Origin of the sequence: Janthinobacterium sp. SUN206, assembly GCF_030587305.1 — a bacterium.
Classification (GTDB): domain Bacteria; phylum Pseudomonadota; class Gammaproteobacteria; order Burkholderiales; family Burkholderiaceae_D; genus Janthinobacterium; species Janthinobacterium kumbetense.
Map to the genome: position 1 here is coordinate 54,727 of NZ_JAPWIB010000002.1, position 15,278 is coordinate 70,004.

Annotated in this window: 10 protein-coding genes; 2 read left to right on the plus strand and 8 right to left on the minus strand. The window is 65.1% G+C overall.

The window, feature by feature from the left end; all coding sequences use genetic code 11:
* The first annotated feature begins 50 nt into the window (after window positions 1-50).
* Window positions 51-1,685 carry an acyl-CoA synthetase gene (locus O3300_RS13080; RefSeq protein WP_099664468.1) on the plus strand — a complete coding sequence of 545 codons (1,635 nt, stop codon included), beginning with the start codon at window positions 51-53 and terminating at the stop codon, window positions 1,683-1,685.
* Between the two features lie 2 nt (window positions 1,686-1,687).
* Here the strand turns inward: O3300_RS13080 and O3300_RS13085 are convergent, their stop codons facing one another.
* The 8 genes from O3300_RS13085 to O3300_RS13120 all read right to left on the minus strand — a co-directional run bounded on the left by O3300_RS13085 (window position 1,688) and on the right by O3300_RS13120 (window position 12,431).
* On the minus strand, window positions 1,688-3,103 hold the full coding sequence (locus tag O3300_RS13085) for an MFS transporter (protein WP_305053183.1): 1,416 nt from the start codon (window positions 3,101-3,103) through the stop codon (window positions 1,688-1,690).
* Window positions 3,104-3,340: 237 nt separating this feature from the next.
* Complete coding sequence (locus O3300_RS13090) at window positions 3,341-4,057, minus strand: hypothetical protein (RefSeq protein WP_305053184.1); 717 nt, start codon at window positions 4,055-4,057, stop codon at window positions 3,341-3,343.
* A gap of 70 nt (window positions 4,058-4,127) precedes the next feature.
* A complete protein-coding gene (locus O3300_RS13095) occupies window positions 4,128-5,228 on the minus strand; it encodes a branched-chain amino acid aminotransferase (protein WP_289898931.1) in 1,101 nt (366 codons plus the stop codon).
* A gap of 117 nt (window positions 5,229-5,345) precedes the next feature.
* Window positions 5,346-5,843: a Fur family transcriptional regulator gene (locus tag O3300_RS13100; protein WP_180278566.1), complete on the minus strand. Its 498-nt coding sequence runs from the start codon at window positions 5,841-5,843 to the stop codon at window positions 5,346-5,348.
* Window positions 5,844-5,976: 133 nt separating this feature from the next.
* The gene (locus O3300_RS13105) at window positions 5,977-8,325 is read right to left on the minus strand and encodes a TonB-dependent siderophore receptor (protein WP_305053185.1); all 2,349 of its coding nucleotides are present in this window, start codon (window positions 8,323-8,325) and stop codon (window positions 5,977-5,979) included.
* A 93-nt stretch (window positions 8,326-8,418) separates the two neighbouring features.
* Window positions 8,419-10,824, minus strand: coding sequence for a TonB-dependent siderophore receptor (locus O3300_RS13110; protein ID WP_305053186.1), 2,406 nt, complete (start codon window positions 10,822-10,824; stop codon window positions 8,419-8,421).
* A gap of 91 nt (window positions 10,825-10,915) precedes the next feature.
* Entirely contained in the window at window positions 10,916-11,932 is a 1,017-nt protein-coding gene (locus tag O3300_RS13115; protein WP_305053187.1) for a FecR domain-containing protein, read from the minus strand.
* On the minus strand, window positions 11,919-12,431 hold the full coding sequence (locus O3300_RS13120) for a sigma-70 family RNA polymerase sigma factor (protein ID WP_369812298.1): 513 nt from the start codon (window positions 12,429-12,431) through the stop codon (window positions 11,919-11,921). The genes O3300_RS13115 and O3300_RS13120 overlap by 14 nt, the downstream gene beginning before the upstream one ends.
* Window positions 12,432-12,693: 262 nt before the next feature.
* Here O3300_RS13120 and O3300_RS13125 point away from each other — a divergent pair, with 262 nt between their 5' ends.
* Window positions 12,694-15,240: a sulfite reductase flavoprotein subunit alpha gene (locus O3300_RS13125; RefSeq protein ID WP_305053188.1), complete on the plus strand. Its 2,547-nt coding sequence runs from the start codon at window positions 12,694-12,696 to the stop codon at window positions 15,238-15,240.
* The last annotated feature ends 38 nt before the right edge of the window (window positions 15,241-15,278 follow it).

Genomic DNA, 15,278 nt, shown 5'->3' on the forward strand with positions numbered 1-15,278 from the left:
ATCAATCCCGAAACAGGGAGCTATAGAATTTTATTTACCAGGAGACAAGCATGACACCTGATTTCAATACCGGCCTCGGCAAAAACAGCGCCAACTACGCCGCCCTCACCCCGCTCGACTATATCGCCAGGGCAGCGGCAGTATATGGCAATCGCCTGGCAATTGCACATGGCGCCGTGCGCCAGACGTGGCGTGAAACGTATGCGCGCACGCGCCGCCTGGCATCCGGTCTCATCAAACTGGGCGTGGGCACGGGCGATACCGTCGCCGTGATGTTGCCGAACACGCCCGCCATGGTGGAAGCGAGCTTCGGCGTCCCGATGGCCGGCGCCGTCCTCAACGCCCTGAACATCCGCCTCGACCTGGCCTCGCTGACCTTCATGCTGCGCCATGGGCAGGCGAAGGTCTTGCTGGCCGACACGGAATTTGCCGAGCTGGCGCGCCAGATGGCGGCGCAGATTCCCGGCTTGCGCGTGATCCAGGTCAACGACGTGCTGGGACCGGAAGTGGACGCCTTTTCCGACCTCGACTACGAAAGCGTGCTGGCCAGCGGCGACCCCGACTACGACTGGCAGCCGCCCGCCGACGAGTGGGACGCCATCGCCCTGAACTACACGTCCGGCACCACGGGCGACCCGAAAGGCGTCGTCTACCACCACCGGGGCGCGGCCCTGAACGCCCTGTCGAACATATTAGAGTGGGACATGCCCAAGCATGCCGTGTATTTATGGACATTACCGATGTTCCACTGCAACGGCTGGTGCTTCCCGTGGACGGTGGCCGCGCGCGCCGGCGTCAACGTGTGCCTGCGCAAGTTCGAGCCGAAGCTCGTGTTCGACCTGATGCGCGAATTGCGCATCACCCACTATTGCGCCGCGCCCATCGTGCACGCGGCGCTGGCCAACGCGCCCGCCAACTGGCGCGACGGCATAGCCTGGACCGTGCGCGGCATGGTGGCCGGCGCGCCGCCGCCGGCGGCCATGGTGGCGAAGATCGAAGCCATGGGTTTCGACCTGATCCACTCGTATGGCTTGACGGAAGTGTACGGCCCGGCCGCCATCTGCGCCGAGCAGGACGAGTGGGCGGCCCTGTCGCAGGAAGAACGCGCCGTACTCAAATCGCGCCAGGGCGTGCGCTACCACTTGCAAAGCGCCGTGGCCGTGATCGATCCGGAAACCATGCAGCACGTAGCGGCCGACGGCGAACAGATCGGCGAGATCATGTTCCGCGGCAACATCTGCATGAAGGGTTATTTAAAGAATGAAAAGGCGACGCAGGAAGCGTTTGCGGGCGGCTGGTTCCACACGGGCGACCTGGGCGTCATGTATCCGGACGGCTACATCAAGCTGAAGGACCGCAGCAAGGACATCATCATTTCCGGCGGAGAAAACATTTCCAGCGTGGAAGTGGAAGACGCGCTGTACCACCACCCGCAAGTGCTGGCCGCCGCCGTCATCGCCCAGCCGGACGAAAAATGGGGCGAGACGCCGTGCGCGTTTGTCGAGCTGCGCGAAGGCGGCACGGTGACGGAAGCGGAATTGATCGCCTTTTGCAAGAACAACCTGGCCGGTTTCAAGGTGCCGAAAGCCATTTACTTCGGCCCCCTGCCCCGCACGTCGACGGGCAAGATCCAGAAGTTCGAATTGCGCAAGCGCATGCAGTCGGACAAGGCCATCGACGTCTAGGTTTAGCCGCCTTTGCCTGTCAGCCACGCCGGCTGCGCCACCACCAGGCGCGAGAAGCTGGCGATGCTGGCCACGGCGGCGAAGCCTGCCGCCAGGCACAGCGCATACGTCGTGCCCCGGCTGGCGGAAACCGTGAAGCAATACGCGACCAGCGCCGCGCCCGTCGCTTGCCCGATCAGGCGCGACGTGGCCACCACGCCGCTGGCGCCGCCAGCCCGCTCGGGCGGCGCGCTGCCCATGATGGCTTTCAGATTGGGCGCCTGGAAGAAACCGAAACCGATGCCGCACAGGGCCATGCGCCAGCCGATGTCGAACACGCTGGGGTGGGCCGGTATCCACACGAGTGTCAGCAAGCCGCCCGCCAGCGCCGCCAGGCCGATGCCGCCCAGCACGCCCGGCGAATAGCGGTCGCTCAGGCGCCCGGCCACGGGCGCCATGACGGCCACCAGCACGGCCCATGGCGTCATCAGGAAGCCCGTCTCGACGGGCGAACGGCCCAGGGTGACTTCAAAATAGAATGGCAGCGAAACGAAGGCCAGGCCCTGCGCGGCAAACGTGCAGATGGCCGTCAGCGACGACAGCAGGAACAGGGGACGGCGGAACAGGTCGATCGGCAGCATCGGCGCCGCGTGGCCCGCCTGGCGCCGCAGCAGCAAGACAAAGAACACCACCACGGCCACCAGTTCCGGCAGCAAGGTGGAAATCGACGCGTGGTGGGCCGCATCGCCAAACAGCAGGATCAGCAAGCCGAAGGCGCCCACGTTGTACAGCGCCGTGCGCGCATCGAGCGTGTGGCCGGAAAGTTTCGTGGCCGGCAGCATGCGGCTGGCGAGGAAGAAGCCGGCCACGCCCAGGGGTACATTGATGGCGAACAGCCACGGCCACGAGGCCGTCGCCAGGATCAGCGAGGCGGCCGTGGGGCCGATGGCAAACGCGACAGCCACCACCAGCGCATTGTTGCCGAACGCGCGTCCCAGCAAGTGTTTGGGGTACAGGGCGCGCAGCAGCGCCGTGTTGACGCTCATCATGGCGCTGGCGCCGACGCCCTGGAACAGGCGTGCCACCACCAGCGAGGGCAAGGACCAGGCCAGTGCGCAGGCGAGCGACGCGAGGGTAAATAAAAACATGCCGGAGATGAAGACGCGCCGGTAACCGGCGATTTCACCGAGGGCGGAAAACGGCAGCAGGGTCGCCACCATGGCCAACTGGTAGACGTTGACGATCCAGACGGAGGCGGCCGGCGTCGTGCGCAGCTCGCTGGCGATGGCCGGCAAGGCCGTGTTGGCGATCGCCGTATCGAGCGAGGCCATGCCCACGCCGATGGCCAGCGCCAGCATGGCCCATACACGGGCGCCGGGCGGCAAGCCGTCCTCGCCCACCATCACGGCTTGCGTTTGCTGCTGCATAGAATGCTGCATAAATACACTACCTGTTCATCTTGTTGATCCGGGTAATACACTAAGTAATCCTCAGGAAATTATTGTGAATTTATGACGAACAGAACTGGATGCTATGCAAGGCGCACGCTGCGACGCAGTGCGAGCACTGCTAGCAGCGGGCAACGCCGCAGAGCGCCGGTTATGGAAGTCAGAAATCACAATAATTTATTGGGGGTTACTTGGCATGTATGTAAGAAACCTGCAGGACAGGCCAGCTTACTTCTGGCAATCGATGACCTTGAAATCTTTCGAATAGCAGATGCGCAACTCGCCCGAGTGCTTTTCATAGCCGAGCCAGCGGCCCTTCAATTGCGGATTATGCTGCTTCATCCACTGGAACAACTCATTCTTGGGCATGCTGGAGTCCGGCAACTTCAAGGCCTGGAACAGCTCGCGCTCCTTCTCGAAATACTGCTTGGCCGTATCGAAATCGCAGGCGCCATGCTTTTCCCATTCACCCTGCAGCAAGGCTTCGCCCGGCTGCATGCACATGTAGGGCAGGATCTCGGACGGCGCCAGCTTCGGCAAATTGCCTTTGCAGTAACGCGGATGCAACTCCGTCTTGCGTGGCGGCGTCACGGAAATGTCGTCGCAGCTGGCCGGGTTGTTCGACTGCGCCCACAAGCCATGCACGATCCAGCCGAAGTGGTTGCTATCGGCGCACTGGAAGGCAGCCTTCTTCGACACGGCGCCGCGGCGGCGCTGGCTGTCGCAAAAGCCTGGCGACCACGACAGCGCCAGCATGAAGTAATCGGTGGGCACGTTCGTGCTTTGCTTGTAGCACGTGTTTTTCTCGTCCGACGGCTTGACGTCGTAATCGTAGTAGCTGACGTTGCGGGGAATGGCGCAGCTGGCGTCGGCCGCGTGGACGGCGCCGGCAGACAGGCTGAGGAACACGGCGGCCAGCGCGGGCAAGACAGGGCAGATTTTCATCGAGTTTCCTTCAAGATATAAAAACGCCGGCAACTGAGTGCCGGCGCGGTATGGAAATTACACCATCAACTTAGCAAACTTTATGCATCCAGCCGTGCGTATCAGCCGCCGTGCCATGCTGCAAGCCCAGCAGCGCTTCGCGCAGGGCCAGCGTGACGGCGCCGTTTTCATTGTTGTTGATGGTCATTTCAAAGCCGTTGGCCTTGGCCACGCCCACCGGGGTGATGACGGCGGCCGTGCCGCAGGCGAACACTTCGGTCATGCGGCCCGAGGCGATATCGTCGCGCCATTGCTGGACGGACAATTTACGCTCTTCCGTCGCATAGCCGAGGTCTTTCGCCATTTCCAGCAGGCTGCGGCGGGTGATGCCTGGCAGCAGGGTGCCCGTCAATTCCGGCGTCACGACGGTGACTTTCTCGCCATCTTTATACACGAAGAAGAGGTTCATGCCGCCCATTTCTTCGATGAACTCGCGGTGCACGGCGTCCAGCCAGACGACCTGGTCGCAGCCCTTCTCTTGCGCTTGCGACTGGGCCATCAGGCTGGCCGCGTAGTTGCCCGCGCACTTGGCTTCACCCGTGCCGCCCGGCGCGGCGCGCACGAAGTCTTCGCTGATCCACACGGTGACGGGTTTCACGCCTTTCGGGAAATAGGCGCCGGCTGGCGAGGCGAACAGCACGAACAGGTATTCTTCCGATGGACGCACGCCCAGGTAAGGGTCGGTGGCGATCATCAGCGGACGCATGTACAGGCTCTCGCCCGTGTTCTTCGGCACCCAGTTGCGGTCTTGCGCAATCAGCGCGTCGCCCGCTTCCAGGAACAGCTCGACAGGAATGGCCGGCATGGCCAGGCGCGCGGCGCTGCGGTTGAAGCGCTCCGCGTTTTGTTCTGGACGGAAAGTCTTGATGCTGCCATCGGGCTGCGCGAACGCCTTATAGCCTTCGAAGATGGCCTGGCCGTAGTGCAGCGACGAGGCGGACGGGTCGAGCATCAGCGGGCCGTAAGCCTTCAGTTCGCCCTGCTGCCATTTGCCGTCGCGGTAAGGAATCACCACCATGTGGTCGGTGAAGATGCGGCCGAAGGCGGGATTGACCATGCGCGCGGCGCGTTCGGCGTCGGACAGGGGGTGGGCGGATGGGGTGACGACGAGATTCGGTGTGGAAGTGGTCATGGCAGCAGAAGACGAGTCAGGGAGAATAAAGAGATTCCCTATTGTAGCGCCTAATGCGCGCGGCGACGCGGCGGATGGCCTTGCAGCAATGTTGCGCCGCATCAAAAGGCGGCGCCGTCAGGCGGCTCGCAGGGGCTTGCCCCGCCCCGCTTGCGCTTCCCCGGCGCACTGGCTGCAGCGCATCTGCACGGAAATCACGTTGGCGCCGATGTCCATGCCGTGCGCCAGCGCCGCCTGGCGCAGCTGCTCCACCAGCGGCGCATCCTGCACCAGCACGCTGCGTTCGCACACGCGGCACACGAGGTAGCAACTGTCCGTTTCCACCTGGTCGGGCTTGATCAAGTAGCGCGCCTTGTTGCCGCTGGCGCTAGCCTCGCGCTCGCGCAGCAGCAAGCCGGCCAGCTCCATTTCCTTGAGCACGCGGTAAATCGTGCCCAGGCTGACGGCAATGCCGATGTGCAGCAGTTGCTGATAAATGCTTTCCGCATTCATCGCTTGCCGCTGCGTGCCGGCCAGCACTTGCAAGATGCAGATGCGCGCGCTGGTCGGGCGCAGGCGCACGGCGCGCAAGCGCTCGAACACGCGGCCATCGCCCTGGTATTGAATGTCTTGCATGGGATTCTCCGCTTGTGCGTTCTGCTCTACTGACATTGCCAAGCGAGAAGCGCAAAAGGGAACCGGGAAATGAAAAAAAGCGCCGTTCCCGACTACTGGAACGGCGCCTTGCGCTACCTCAAACCGGCAAACATCAGAACTTCATGTTGGCCGTCAGGGTTGCCGAGCGGCCCGGTGCCACGCCAGCGTAATGCGGCGAGGAAACCTTGTCGAAGTACAGCTTGTTCGTCAGGTTCTGGATATTCAGCTGCAAGGTCACGTTGCGGTTGACCACATAGCTGGCCATGGCGTCGAAACGCGTGTAGGCCGGGGCAAACTTGTTGTTGGCCACGTTCGCGTAGACCTTGTCGACGTAGTTCACGCCGCCGCCCACTGTGATGGCGGGCGTGACCAGGTAGGACGTCCACAACGAGGCGCTGTTTTTCGGCGTCGTCGGGAACTGGTTGCCGTTGTATGGCGACGGTGCATACACGGGTACCGCCGTCGTGCCCGTATTGACGTAGCCATTGTTTTCCACGATGGCGTTCAGGTGCGTGTAGCCGCCGAACACCGACCATTCCTTGGTGATATTGCCGCTCACGCCCAGCTCGATACCCTTGACTTGCTTGTCGCCCACGTTTTGCGTGCTGCCGTCCGGTGCCGTCACGCGCGCATTGCTCATGTCGCTCTGGAAATAGGCGCCGCTCACGGACAGGCGGCCACCCGGCAGCACTTCCCATTTCGTGCCCAGCTCGAAGCTCTTGCTTTCCTGCGGCTTCAGGTTCTGGATAGCGACCGTCAAGCCGTCGATGCCGTCGCCGCCGTCATTGCCCGGTGGCGTGGACGAGGTGCCGTAGGAAACATACACGCTGCTGTTGGTCGATGGCTTGTACACCAGACCGGCCTGGTAGCTGGCGAACGTGGCGTGCACCTTGGCGCTGGTTGCGGCGGTGGTCTTGCCGTCGAGCGTGTATTGCGGCGTGTTCAGCGAACTCTTGTAGTCATCCCAGCGGATGCCCACGTTGAGCAGCCATTGCGGCGTGAACTCGATGGTGTCGAAGCCGTACACGGAACGCGTGTTGGTGACGATATTCGTGCGTGCCGGCGACACCGTGCGCGTGTAGACCCATGGGTCGTTGGCGTTCGGGTTGAGCAACGGTGCGCAGTTGTACAGGGTGGCTGCGCCATAGGTCGGGCAGTTGGAACCGACTTTTTCCAGCGGGTTGTTCGCCCCCGGGCTGAACATATAGGAGCTGCGATCCGTTTCTTCGCGGCCGATTTCCAGGCCCACCGTGTAGGTGTGTTTCACGCCGCCGGCCAGGAATTCGCCGCCCAGGCTGGTCGCATTGGCCAGCGCGTCCGTATCGGTCGTGCGCGTGTTGGCGCGACGCCAGACGGTGCCGTACAGCATGGTGTTGCCCTTGGAATCGTCGGGCTGGGTCCACACGTAGTCATTGCTGGTCTTGCCGTAACGGGTCACGTTGCGCAAAATCAACTTGTTGCCGAAGTCGTGGCGCACGTCGATGGTGCCGATATCGCTTTGCGTGTCGCGGAAATCGCGGTTGACCAGGCCATAGAAGGTCTCGCGCGGCACGTTGACGGGGGTGCCGTTGCCGTTTTTCGATACATTCGCGCCCGACGAGAACGGGTTGTTGAACGGCAAGCCGGTGTCCGGCAATTCGCTCGACTGCATGTGGTAGTAGCTGAGGGTCGCCTGCGTGGCCGATTTCAGGCCGAAGGTGATCGATGGCGCGATGCCCCAGCGGTCGCCATTGATGTAGTCGCGGCCGGCCACGTGGGCGTCATGCGCCATCACGTTCAGGCGCACGGCCACGTCGTCGCTGATGACGCGGTTCACGTCGGCCGTGGCGCGGCGGTACTTGGCGCTGCCCAGGCCCACGGTGGCGTTGGTGAAATTGTCGACTTTCGGCGTCTTGCTGATCAGGTTGACGCCGCCGCCCGCGGACGAACGTCCACCGTAGGCCGAGTTCGGGCCCTTGACGACTTCGATTTGTTCCAGCGCAAAGATTTCACGCGATTGGGAACCCGTGTCGCGGATGCCGTCGATATACGTATCCGTTTGCGCGTTGTAGCCGCGGATGAACAGGTTGTCGCCCACAGGGTTGCCGCCTTCGCCGGCGCCGATGGTGATGCCCGGCACGGTGCGCAGCGCATCCGTCAGCGAGACGGCGCCCGTTTGCGAAATGATTTCGGCAGGAATCACGGTGACGGATTTCGGCGTGTCCAGCAGCGGCGCCGTCAGCTTGTCGTTGGCCGATTTGACGGGCGCCTGGATCAGGCGGTCAGCCGTGCCCACGACCTTGACTTCCTGCAACTGCTGCGGCTTGTCCACCGTTTGCGCGTGCAGCGCCAGCGGCATGGCCAGGGTGGCAAACGCGGCCAGGGCCGTGCCATGCATGCGTGGCGCGGAAGTGGTGTGGTGCTTGCGGCTGCGGATGAGGGCTGCCGGCTTGGCGGCGCCCGCTTGGTCTTTCAATGTCATCGCTATCTTTCACTCTATCGGATGGATTAAATTATGGCTGGCTACTGCGCCGTGGCGCCTGGCTGGCTCGTTGATTGCTTGGGTACGACAAAACTAGAACCGCCACAGCGCCGTCATGCGCAACGCCCGGGGCGAGCCGGGCGCGATGTTGTCGTTGCTGTGGGCGGAGGCAAAATATTTTCTGTTGAACAGGTTTTCCACATTCAGCTGCAGCTGAAAATTTCCTTGCGGCTTGAAGTAGACGGCGCCGTCGACGCGGGCAAATCCCGGCAGCGCCACCGTATTCGACACGGACGCATACACGGCGCTGCGGGCAATGATGCCCAGCGCCGCGCCCCAGGCAGGCGAAAAATCGTAGCGGTTCCACAGCGACAGGCTGTGCCGGGGCACATGGGCCACCGTGGCCCCCTCGAATGCCGTGGCCGATTGCGTGGCCGTCAGCACGGCCCGCTGCCAGGCATAGCCGCCCGCGATGCTCCACCCGGGTTGGACCTTGCCCTTCACTTCCAGTTCCAGCCCCTCGCTGCGCTGGCCATCGACCAGCATGGCCCGCGTGGCGTCATTCGGGTCGGTGACGGCGACCTTGCTGCGCGTCAAACGGTACAGGGCCGCGCTGGCCGACAGGTCCGGCGTGGCTTCCCATTTCACGCCCGCTTCCACGTTGCGAAAACGTTCAGGTTCAAACACGGCGTTACTGGGCGTCAATGACGCCAGCTGTTCGCCCGCGCGCGGCAAGAACGATTGGCTGACGCTGGCATACAGCGACAGCGCCGGCATGGGCTGATAGATCAGGGCTGCGCGCGGCGACCACGGCGCATCCGTGCGGGCGATGCGCGCGCCATTGCGGCGGTTGACGAAATCGACGGCGAAGCGCTCGTAGCGCAGGCCGGCAATCGCCTGCCATTGCGGGCTGAAGCGGACCTGGTCCTGCAGGTACAGGGCAGCCGTGTCGGCCACGCCGTGGTTGTCGGCATCCGTGGCGCTGGGACGGAAGGTCACGGGCAAGTCCGTCACGGGGTGCGAAGTGGGCAGGCTGATGTGCGTGACGCCCTCGCCCAGGGTCGTGAAATAGCCGGTGTTGCGCAGATTGTCCGTCGTCTGGCGGCCCAGTTCCCCGCCCGCCGTCAGGCGGTGCCGCACGGCGCCGCTGCTGACCGTCCACTCCACGTCCGTCTGGTTGAACAGGTTGCGCCGCAAGGTGGCGCTGTTGTACGCCAGCACCGTCACGCTGGCCCCATCCGCGCTGACGGGGCCGGGAAAGGCATTCTGGTACAGCTTGTCGTAATCGGCCAGGCGCGTGCGGTTGCGCAAGACCGCGCCGCCGGCGAACGCATGCTCGACGGTCACGCCCAGCGCGTCGATGTAAGCCCACGACGGGCTGCTGCCGGCGATGCCGAAAAACGTGGACGGGTCCGTGTCGAACGGCCGGCCCCGGTACGACGGCACGCCCCGGTCCGTCACGCGGTCGTCGCGAAAATGTTCATAGCTGGCTTGCACGGTGGTGCGCGGCGACAAACGCCATGCCACGACGGGGTTGACGGCGCTGCGGCGCACCTTGACGCCCTGGCGAAACGAGCCGCTGTTTTCCGCCATGGCGTTGACGCGCACGGCCACGTCGCCTTTCACGACCTGTTGCAGATCGACGGCGGCGCGCCCGTTGCGCCAGGCGCCCAGGCTCAGCGTTGCTTCGCCGCCATCGACCCACTGCGGCTGCTTGGTGGCCCGGTTGATCACGCCACCGCCGCCGCCATGGCCGAAGACCAGGGCGTTCGGCCCCTTGATGGCCTCGACCGCTTCGATATTGTAGAAATCGCGGTAGTACTGCACGTCGTCGCGCATGCCGTCCAGATAGAAATCCGAGGTCGAGCTGTTGCCGCGCAGCACGGCCGTATCGCGGTTGCCCTCGCCTGCGGCCGTGCCCACGCCTGGCATGTAGCGCATGGCGTCGGCCAGGGTGCGCATGTCCTGGTCGCGTATCAATTCACGGCTCACCACGCTGACGGCCTGCGGCGTGTCATGCAGGGCCGTGTCGTTGCGGCTGGCGGCGGAAGAGCTGGTACGGCGGTAGCCATCGTCGCCGCTGCCCTGCACGGTGACGGGCGCCAGCACTTGCAAGCCGGCGCCCTCCCCGTCCAGGTCCGCGCGCAGGGGCGTGGGCGCCAGGCGCACGATGTAACTTCCGTCCGGCAACTGCACGGCCACGAGGCCCGTTCCTGCCAGCAATTGCTGCAAGCCCTGGCCCGTGGCCACGGTGGCGTTCAAGCCGGCGCTGCGTTTGCCCTGCGTCAAGCCGCCCTCGGCCGACAGCAAGATTCCCGCCTGGCCCGCGAACTGGCGCAGGGCCTGGCCCAGGGGCGCGGCGGCGATGCGGAAGCTGTGCACGGTCTCTTCCGCCGCCGCTGCCATCGCATGCATGACAGGCACGGCCAGCAACGCCGCGGCCAGGGACAGCGGCAGCAGACGGCGGGCAAACGGCAGGGAGACAGGGTACGGCGGCACGGCATTCCTTATTGATGTTGAGCAGCTTACTTCTACCTTGCCAAACAACTTTTCAAAAAGGGAACTACTTTTTGAGAAATATTCTCATTTACTATTTTGACTGCGGCAGCTGGGCTTCCACCGTCACCCACCAGTCATGCAGGCGATGTATTTTCACGGGCAAGGTCGCTTCCAGCGCCGCCAGGATGCGGTCCGTATCGGCCAGCGGGTAGCTGCCCACCAGGCGCAGGTGGGCCACTTCGGGCGCGCAGCCCAGATGGCCGCGCCGGTAGCGCGACAGTTGCGCGAGGAAATCATCGAGCCGCATCTGTTCCGGCTGCAGGCGGTACTCGATCCATGCGGCCCCGTTCGGATCGGCGGCGTATGGCTCGCCGATGAAACCGTCGCCGAAGCGCACTTGCTGGCCGGCCGGCACGATGCGCTGCACGCCGCCATCGCGGGGCGCCACCTCGACGCTGCCCTCGTAGACGGCCAGCAAGGTGGCATCGCCCTGCGGCTGCACGCTGAAACGCGTGCCCAGCGCGCGCAGGCGGCCGTGCACGGTGTCGACCACGAGCGGGCGCGCCGGCTGGCGGCTGTCGCGCGCGGAGGCGAGATAGATTTCGCCGCCATGCAGGGCGATGCGGCGCAGCGTGTCGCTGTAATCGATGTCGAGGGACGTTGCCGTGTTCAGCCACAGTTGCGAACCGTCGGCCAGCGCCAGCTGGCGGATGGTGCCGACCGGCGTTTTTTCGCCCGCATGCAGGCTGGCAACCCAGCTGCGCGTATCGCGCCGCAGCAGCGCGGCGCCACCCGTGCCGGCCGTCAGGCACAGCGCCAGCAAGCCCTTGACCAGGCTGCGGCGCGCGGCGTCGCTCTGGCGCGGGCCTGCGGCGTCGAGCGCCTGGCGCGCCGGTTCCGCCGGCACCTGGCGAAATTCGGCGCTGACGGCTTCCACCCTGCGCCAGGCGGCGCGGTGGGCGGGCGAACTGGCATGCCAGCGCTCCCAGGCTTGCTGGTCGGCAGGGCCGGCATCGTCCCCGCGCAGCACGGCGAACCATTCGGCCGCTTCCTGCAGGATGGCGTAGTCGGCCGGCGGCATGGCGGCGCCTGGCTTAGGCGGCATCATCCATGCACAGCATGCATTGCAGCATGGCTTGCGCCATGTATTTTTTCACCATGCGTTCGGATACGTCCAGCTGGCCGGCGATCTGCGCATACGTCAGGCCGTCCAGCTGCGCCAGCAGGAAAGCCTGGCGCGCGCGCGGCGACAGGGTATCGAGCATGGCGTCGATGCGGCACAGGGCTTCGACCACGAGGGCCCGCTCTTCCGGCGACGGCGCCGTCATTTCGGGATGGCTAGCCAGGGCCGCCAGGAACGTGCGTTCCAGGGTCAGGCGGCGCCAGTGGTTGACCAGCAAGCCATTGGCCACCGTGCTCAGGTAGGCGCGCGGTTCGCGCAGGCTGTCCGCCGATTGCGTCGCCAGCATGCGCACGAAGGTGTCCTGCGCCAGGTCGGCCGCACCGTCGCGGCAACCGAGCTTGCGCCACAGCCAGTTATACAGCCAGCCATGGTGGCTGGCGTACAGGTCGCTAAAGGTATCGAGGGAGGGAGAAATGGTGGACACGGGCAAACAAACAAAGGGGCTGCCATACTTGCCGGTCAAGTGGGTCAGCACTGCATCACGAATGAGAATGATTTTCATTTTCACACAATTTCACGACGATGTAAATTATCAAAAGCATCATCCCGGCCTGGCGCGGACATTTTGCGCAACAGTGCCAGTGCGCCATCATTTGCGAATGATTCTCGTTTGCGTTAAAATGTCAGCCTTCCTTCTTCCCCGCCATGCCTGACGCCTCTGCATGGCGGCGCCATCGAAAGCCGCCATGACGACCTCCTCCCTTCCACAACCCCAGTTGCGCGCCAGCGCCGACGAGGCGCCGGAGACCCGCCAACAGCAACGCCAGCCTGCCGCCAACCCGCCGCAACGGCGCTGGCACTGGAGCTGGAAACAGGTGTGGTTTCAATTGCACTGGTTTATCGGCATCACGGCCGGCACGGTGCTGGTGATCATCGGCCTGAGCGGCGCCACCCTGGCATTCAAGGATGAATTGCTCGATGTCATGAATCCCGGCGTGCGCCATGTGGCCGTGGAAACGCGCGCGCCGCTGACGCCTGGCCAGCTGAGCAACATTGCCGCTGCCGAACACGGCCAGCGCGTCGCTTCCATCACCATGTATGCCGAAGCGGGCGCGGCGCCACGCGTCTTCTTCGCGCCGAAGAATGGCCAGCGGCGCGGCGAGTCCATTTATGTCCACCCCTACACGGGCGCGACCCAGCCGGCGCTGGCGGGCGCGGGCTTTTTCGAGTGGACGGAATCGCTGCACCGCTGGCTGCTGCTGCCCCGCGATCCGGGCCGGCAAGTGGCGGGCGCGCTGGCCCTGTGCCTGCTGGGACTGGCCCTGTCCGGCCTGTATCTGCGCTGGCCCCGCCGTCCGCTGGACTGGCGCACCTGGCTGACCTTCGACCCTGCCCTGAAGGGCCGCTCCTTCCTGTGGAACCTGCACGCCGTGGCCGGCACCTGGTGCCTGGTGGCCTACGTGGCGCTGACCCTGACGGGCATTTACTGGAGCTATGACGTGGTGCGCGACAATATCGACGCCTGGGCCGGCAAGCCGCCAAGGGTGGCGCAGGCGCCCGGCAAGCAAGGCCAGTCCAGGGAAAAGAAAGAAGCGCCGGCCGTCGACATCAGCCTGGCCTGGAGCAGCTTCCAGCAGCACGCGGCCGGCTGGACACTGGCCAGCGTACGCCTGCCGACACGCGCCGGCGAAGCCGTGCAATTCACGTGGCTGGCCAGCGACGCGCCGCACGAGCGGGCGCGCAGCCGCATGAGCATTGCAGCGGCCGACGGCGCGGTAACGGAAAACGAACCGTACAGCCAGCAGGCGCTGGGTGCGCGCCTCGTCAACATTATTTATCCGCTGCACATGGGCACGTATTTTGGTTTGCCGGGCCGCATCATCGTCACCCTGGCCAGCCTGGGCCTGCCCCTGTTCGCCATCACGGGCTGGATGCTGTACCTGGGCCGCCGCAAGGCGAAACGCGCCGTGCAGGCGCAGCGCGCCATGCTGGGCGCCGGCGCGCCGGGCCAGGCGAACACGGGCTTGCCCACCCTGGTGGCCTACGCCAGCCAGTCGGGCCAGGCCGAGCGCCTGGCGCTGGAAAGCGCGCGCGCCCTGCAGCAGGCGGGCGTGGCCGTCGACGTGCAATCGCTGGACCAGTTCGATCCCGCGCAATTGCGCCAGTACGAACGGGCCCTGATCGTCGCCAGCACCTTTGGCGAAGGCGAGGCGCCGGACGGCACGCGCCGCTTCGCGCGCCTGCTGCAAGCCACCTCCGGCACGCCGCTGGCGGGCCTGGATTTCGGCATGCTGGCCCTGGGCGACCGCCATTACAGCGCCTTCTGCGGCTTTGGCCATGCGCTGGCGCAACAATTGCAAACGCTGGGCGCCACGCCCCTGTTCCCCCTGATCGAAGTGGACAAGCACGACCCCGCCGCCCTGGCCGACTGGTCCACAGCGCTGGCCCGCCGCAGCGGCAGCGCCATCGACGCCATCGGCGTGCAGGAAGAAGCGTCATATGCCGAGTGGCGCCTGGCGCGCCGCGTGCTGCTCAACCCTGGCAGCCAGGGCGGCGAACTGCATGAAATCACCTTGACGGGCCCGGCCGGCGCCAGCTGGGAAGCGGGCGCGCTGGCGGAAATCATTCCCTGCAATGCGGACGGCAGCGATGGCGATGCCAGCAATGCCCATCACGCGCCGCGCAGCTACTCGATCGCCTCGCTGCCGTCCGATGGCGAACTGCAGTTGCTGGTGCGCCAGGAACGCCATGCGGGCGAGGAGAATCAAGGCCATGGCCTCGGCTCCGGCTGGCTGACGCGCTTCGCCCCGCTGGACGCCGCCGTCCGCCTGCGCCTGCAAGCCAATCCGGCCTTCGCCCCTGCCCTGGTCGACGTGCCCTGCATTTATATCGGCAACGGTTCCGGCCTGGCCGGCCTGCGCTCGCACTTGCGCGCGCGCCAGCGGGCGGGACTGGCCCGCAACTGGCTGCTGTTCGGCGAACGCCAGCAAGCTTTTGACAGTATCTGCGGCGCAGAGTTGCAAGGCTGGCTGGACGCTGGCCACCTGGCACGTCTGGACCGCGTCTTTTCGCGCGATGGCGCCGATGCCGGCAAGCGTGAATACGTGCAAGACCGCCTGCGCGCCAACGCCGGGACGCTGCGCGACTGGCTGGCGCAAGGGGCCATCGTCTACGTGTGCGGCAGCCTGCAAGGCATGGCGGCAGGAATCGATGCTGTACTGCAAGAAATGCTGGGCCAGGAAGGACTCGACGCCCTGCTGGCGGCCGGACGCTACCGCCGCGACGTGTATTGACCTGGCTCAAGCCATCGCCGACGCCGCCCGGCTATGTG

Coding starts and splice junctions, on each gene's coding strand:
- O3300_RS13080 (WP_099664468.1), top strand. CDS start 51: ATGACACCTGATTTCAATACCGGCCTCGGCAAAAACAGCGCCAACTAC.
- O3300_RS13085 (WP_305053183.1), bottom strand. CDS start 3,103: ATGCAGCATTCTATGCAGCAGCAAACGCAAGCCGTGATGGTGGGCGAG.
- O3300_RS13090 (WP_305053184.1), bottom strand. CDS start 4,057: ATGAAAATCTGCCCTGTCTTGCCCGCGCTGGCCGCCGTGTTCCTCAGC.
- O3300_RS13095 (WP_289898931.1), bottom strand. CDS start 5,228: ATGACCACTTCCACACCGAATCTCGTCGTCACCCCATCCGCCCACCCC.
- O3300_RS13100 (WP_180278566.1), bottom strand. CDS start 5,843: ATGCAAGACATTCAATACCAGGGCGATGGCCGCGTGTTCGAGCGCTTG.
- O3300_RS13105 (WP_305053185.1), bottom strand. CDS start 8,325: ATGACATTGAAAGACCAAGCGGGCGCCGCCAAGCCGGCAGCCCTCATC.
- O3300_RS13115 (WP_305053187.1), bottom strand. CDS start 11,932: ATGATGCCGCCTAAGCCAGGCGCCGCCATGCCGCCGGCCGACTACGCC.
- O3300_RS13125 (WP_305053188.1), top strand. CDS start 12,694: ATGACGACCTCCTCCCTTCCACAACCCCAGTTGCGCGCCAGCGCCGAC.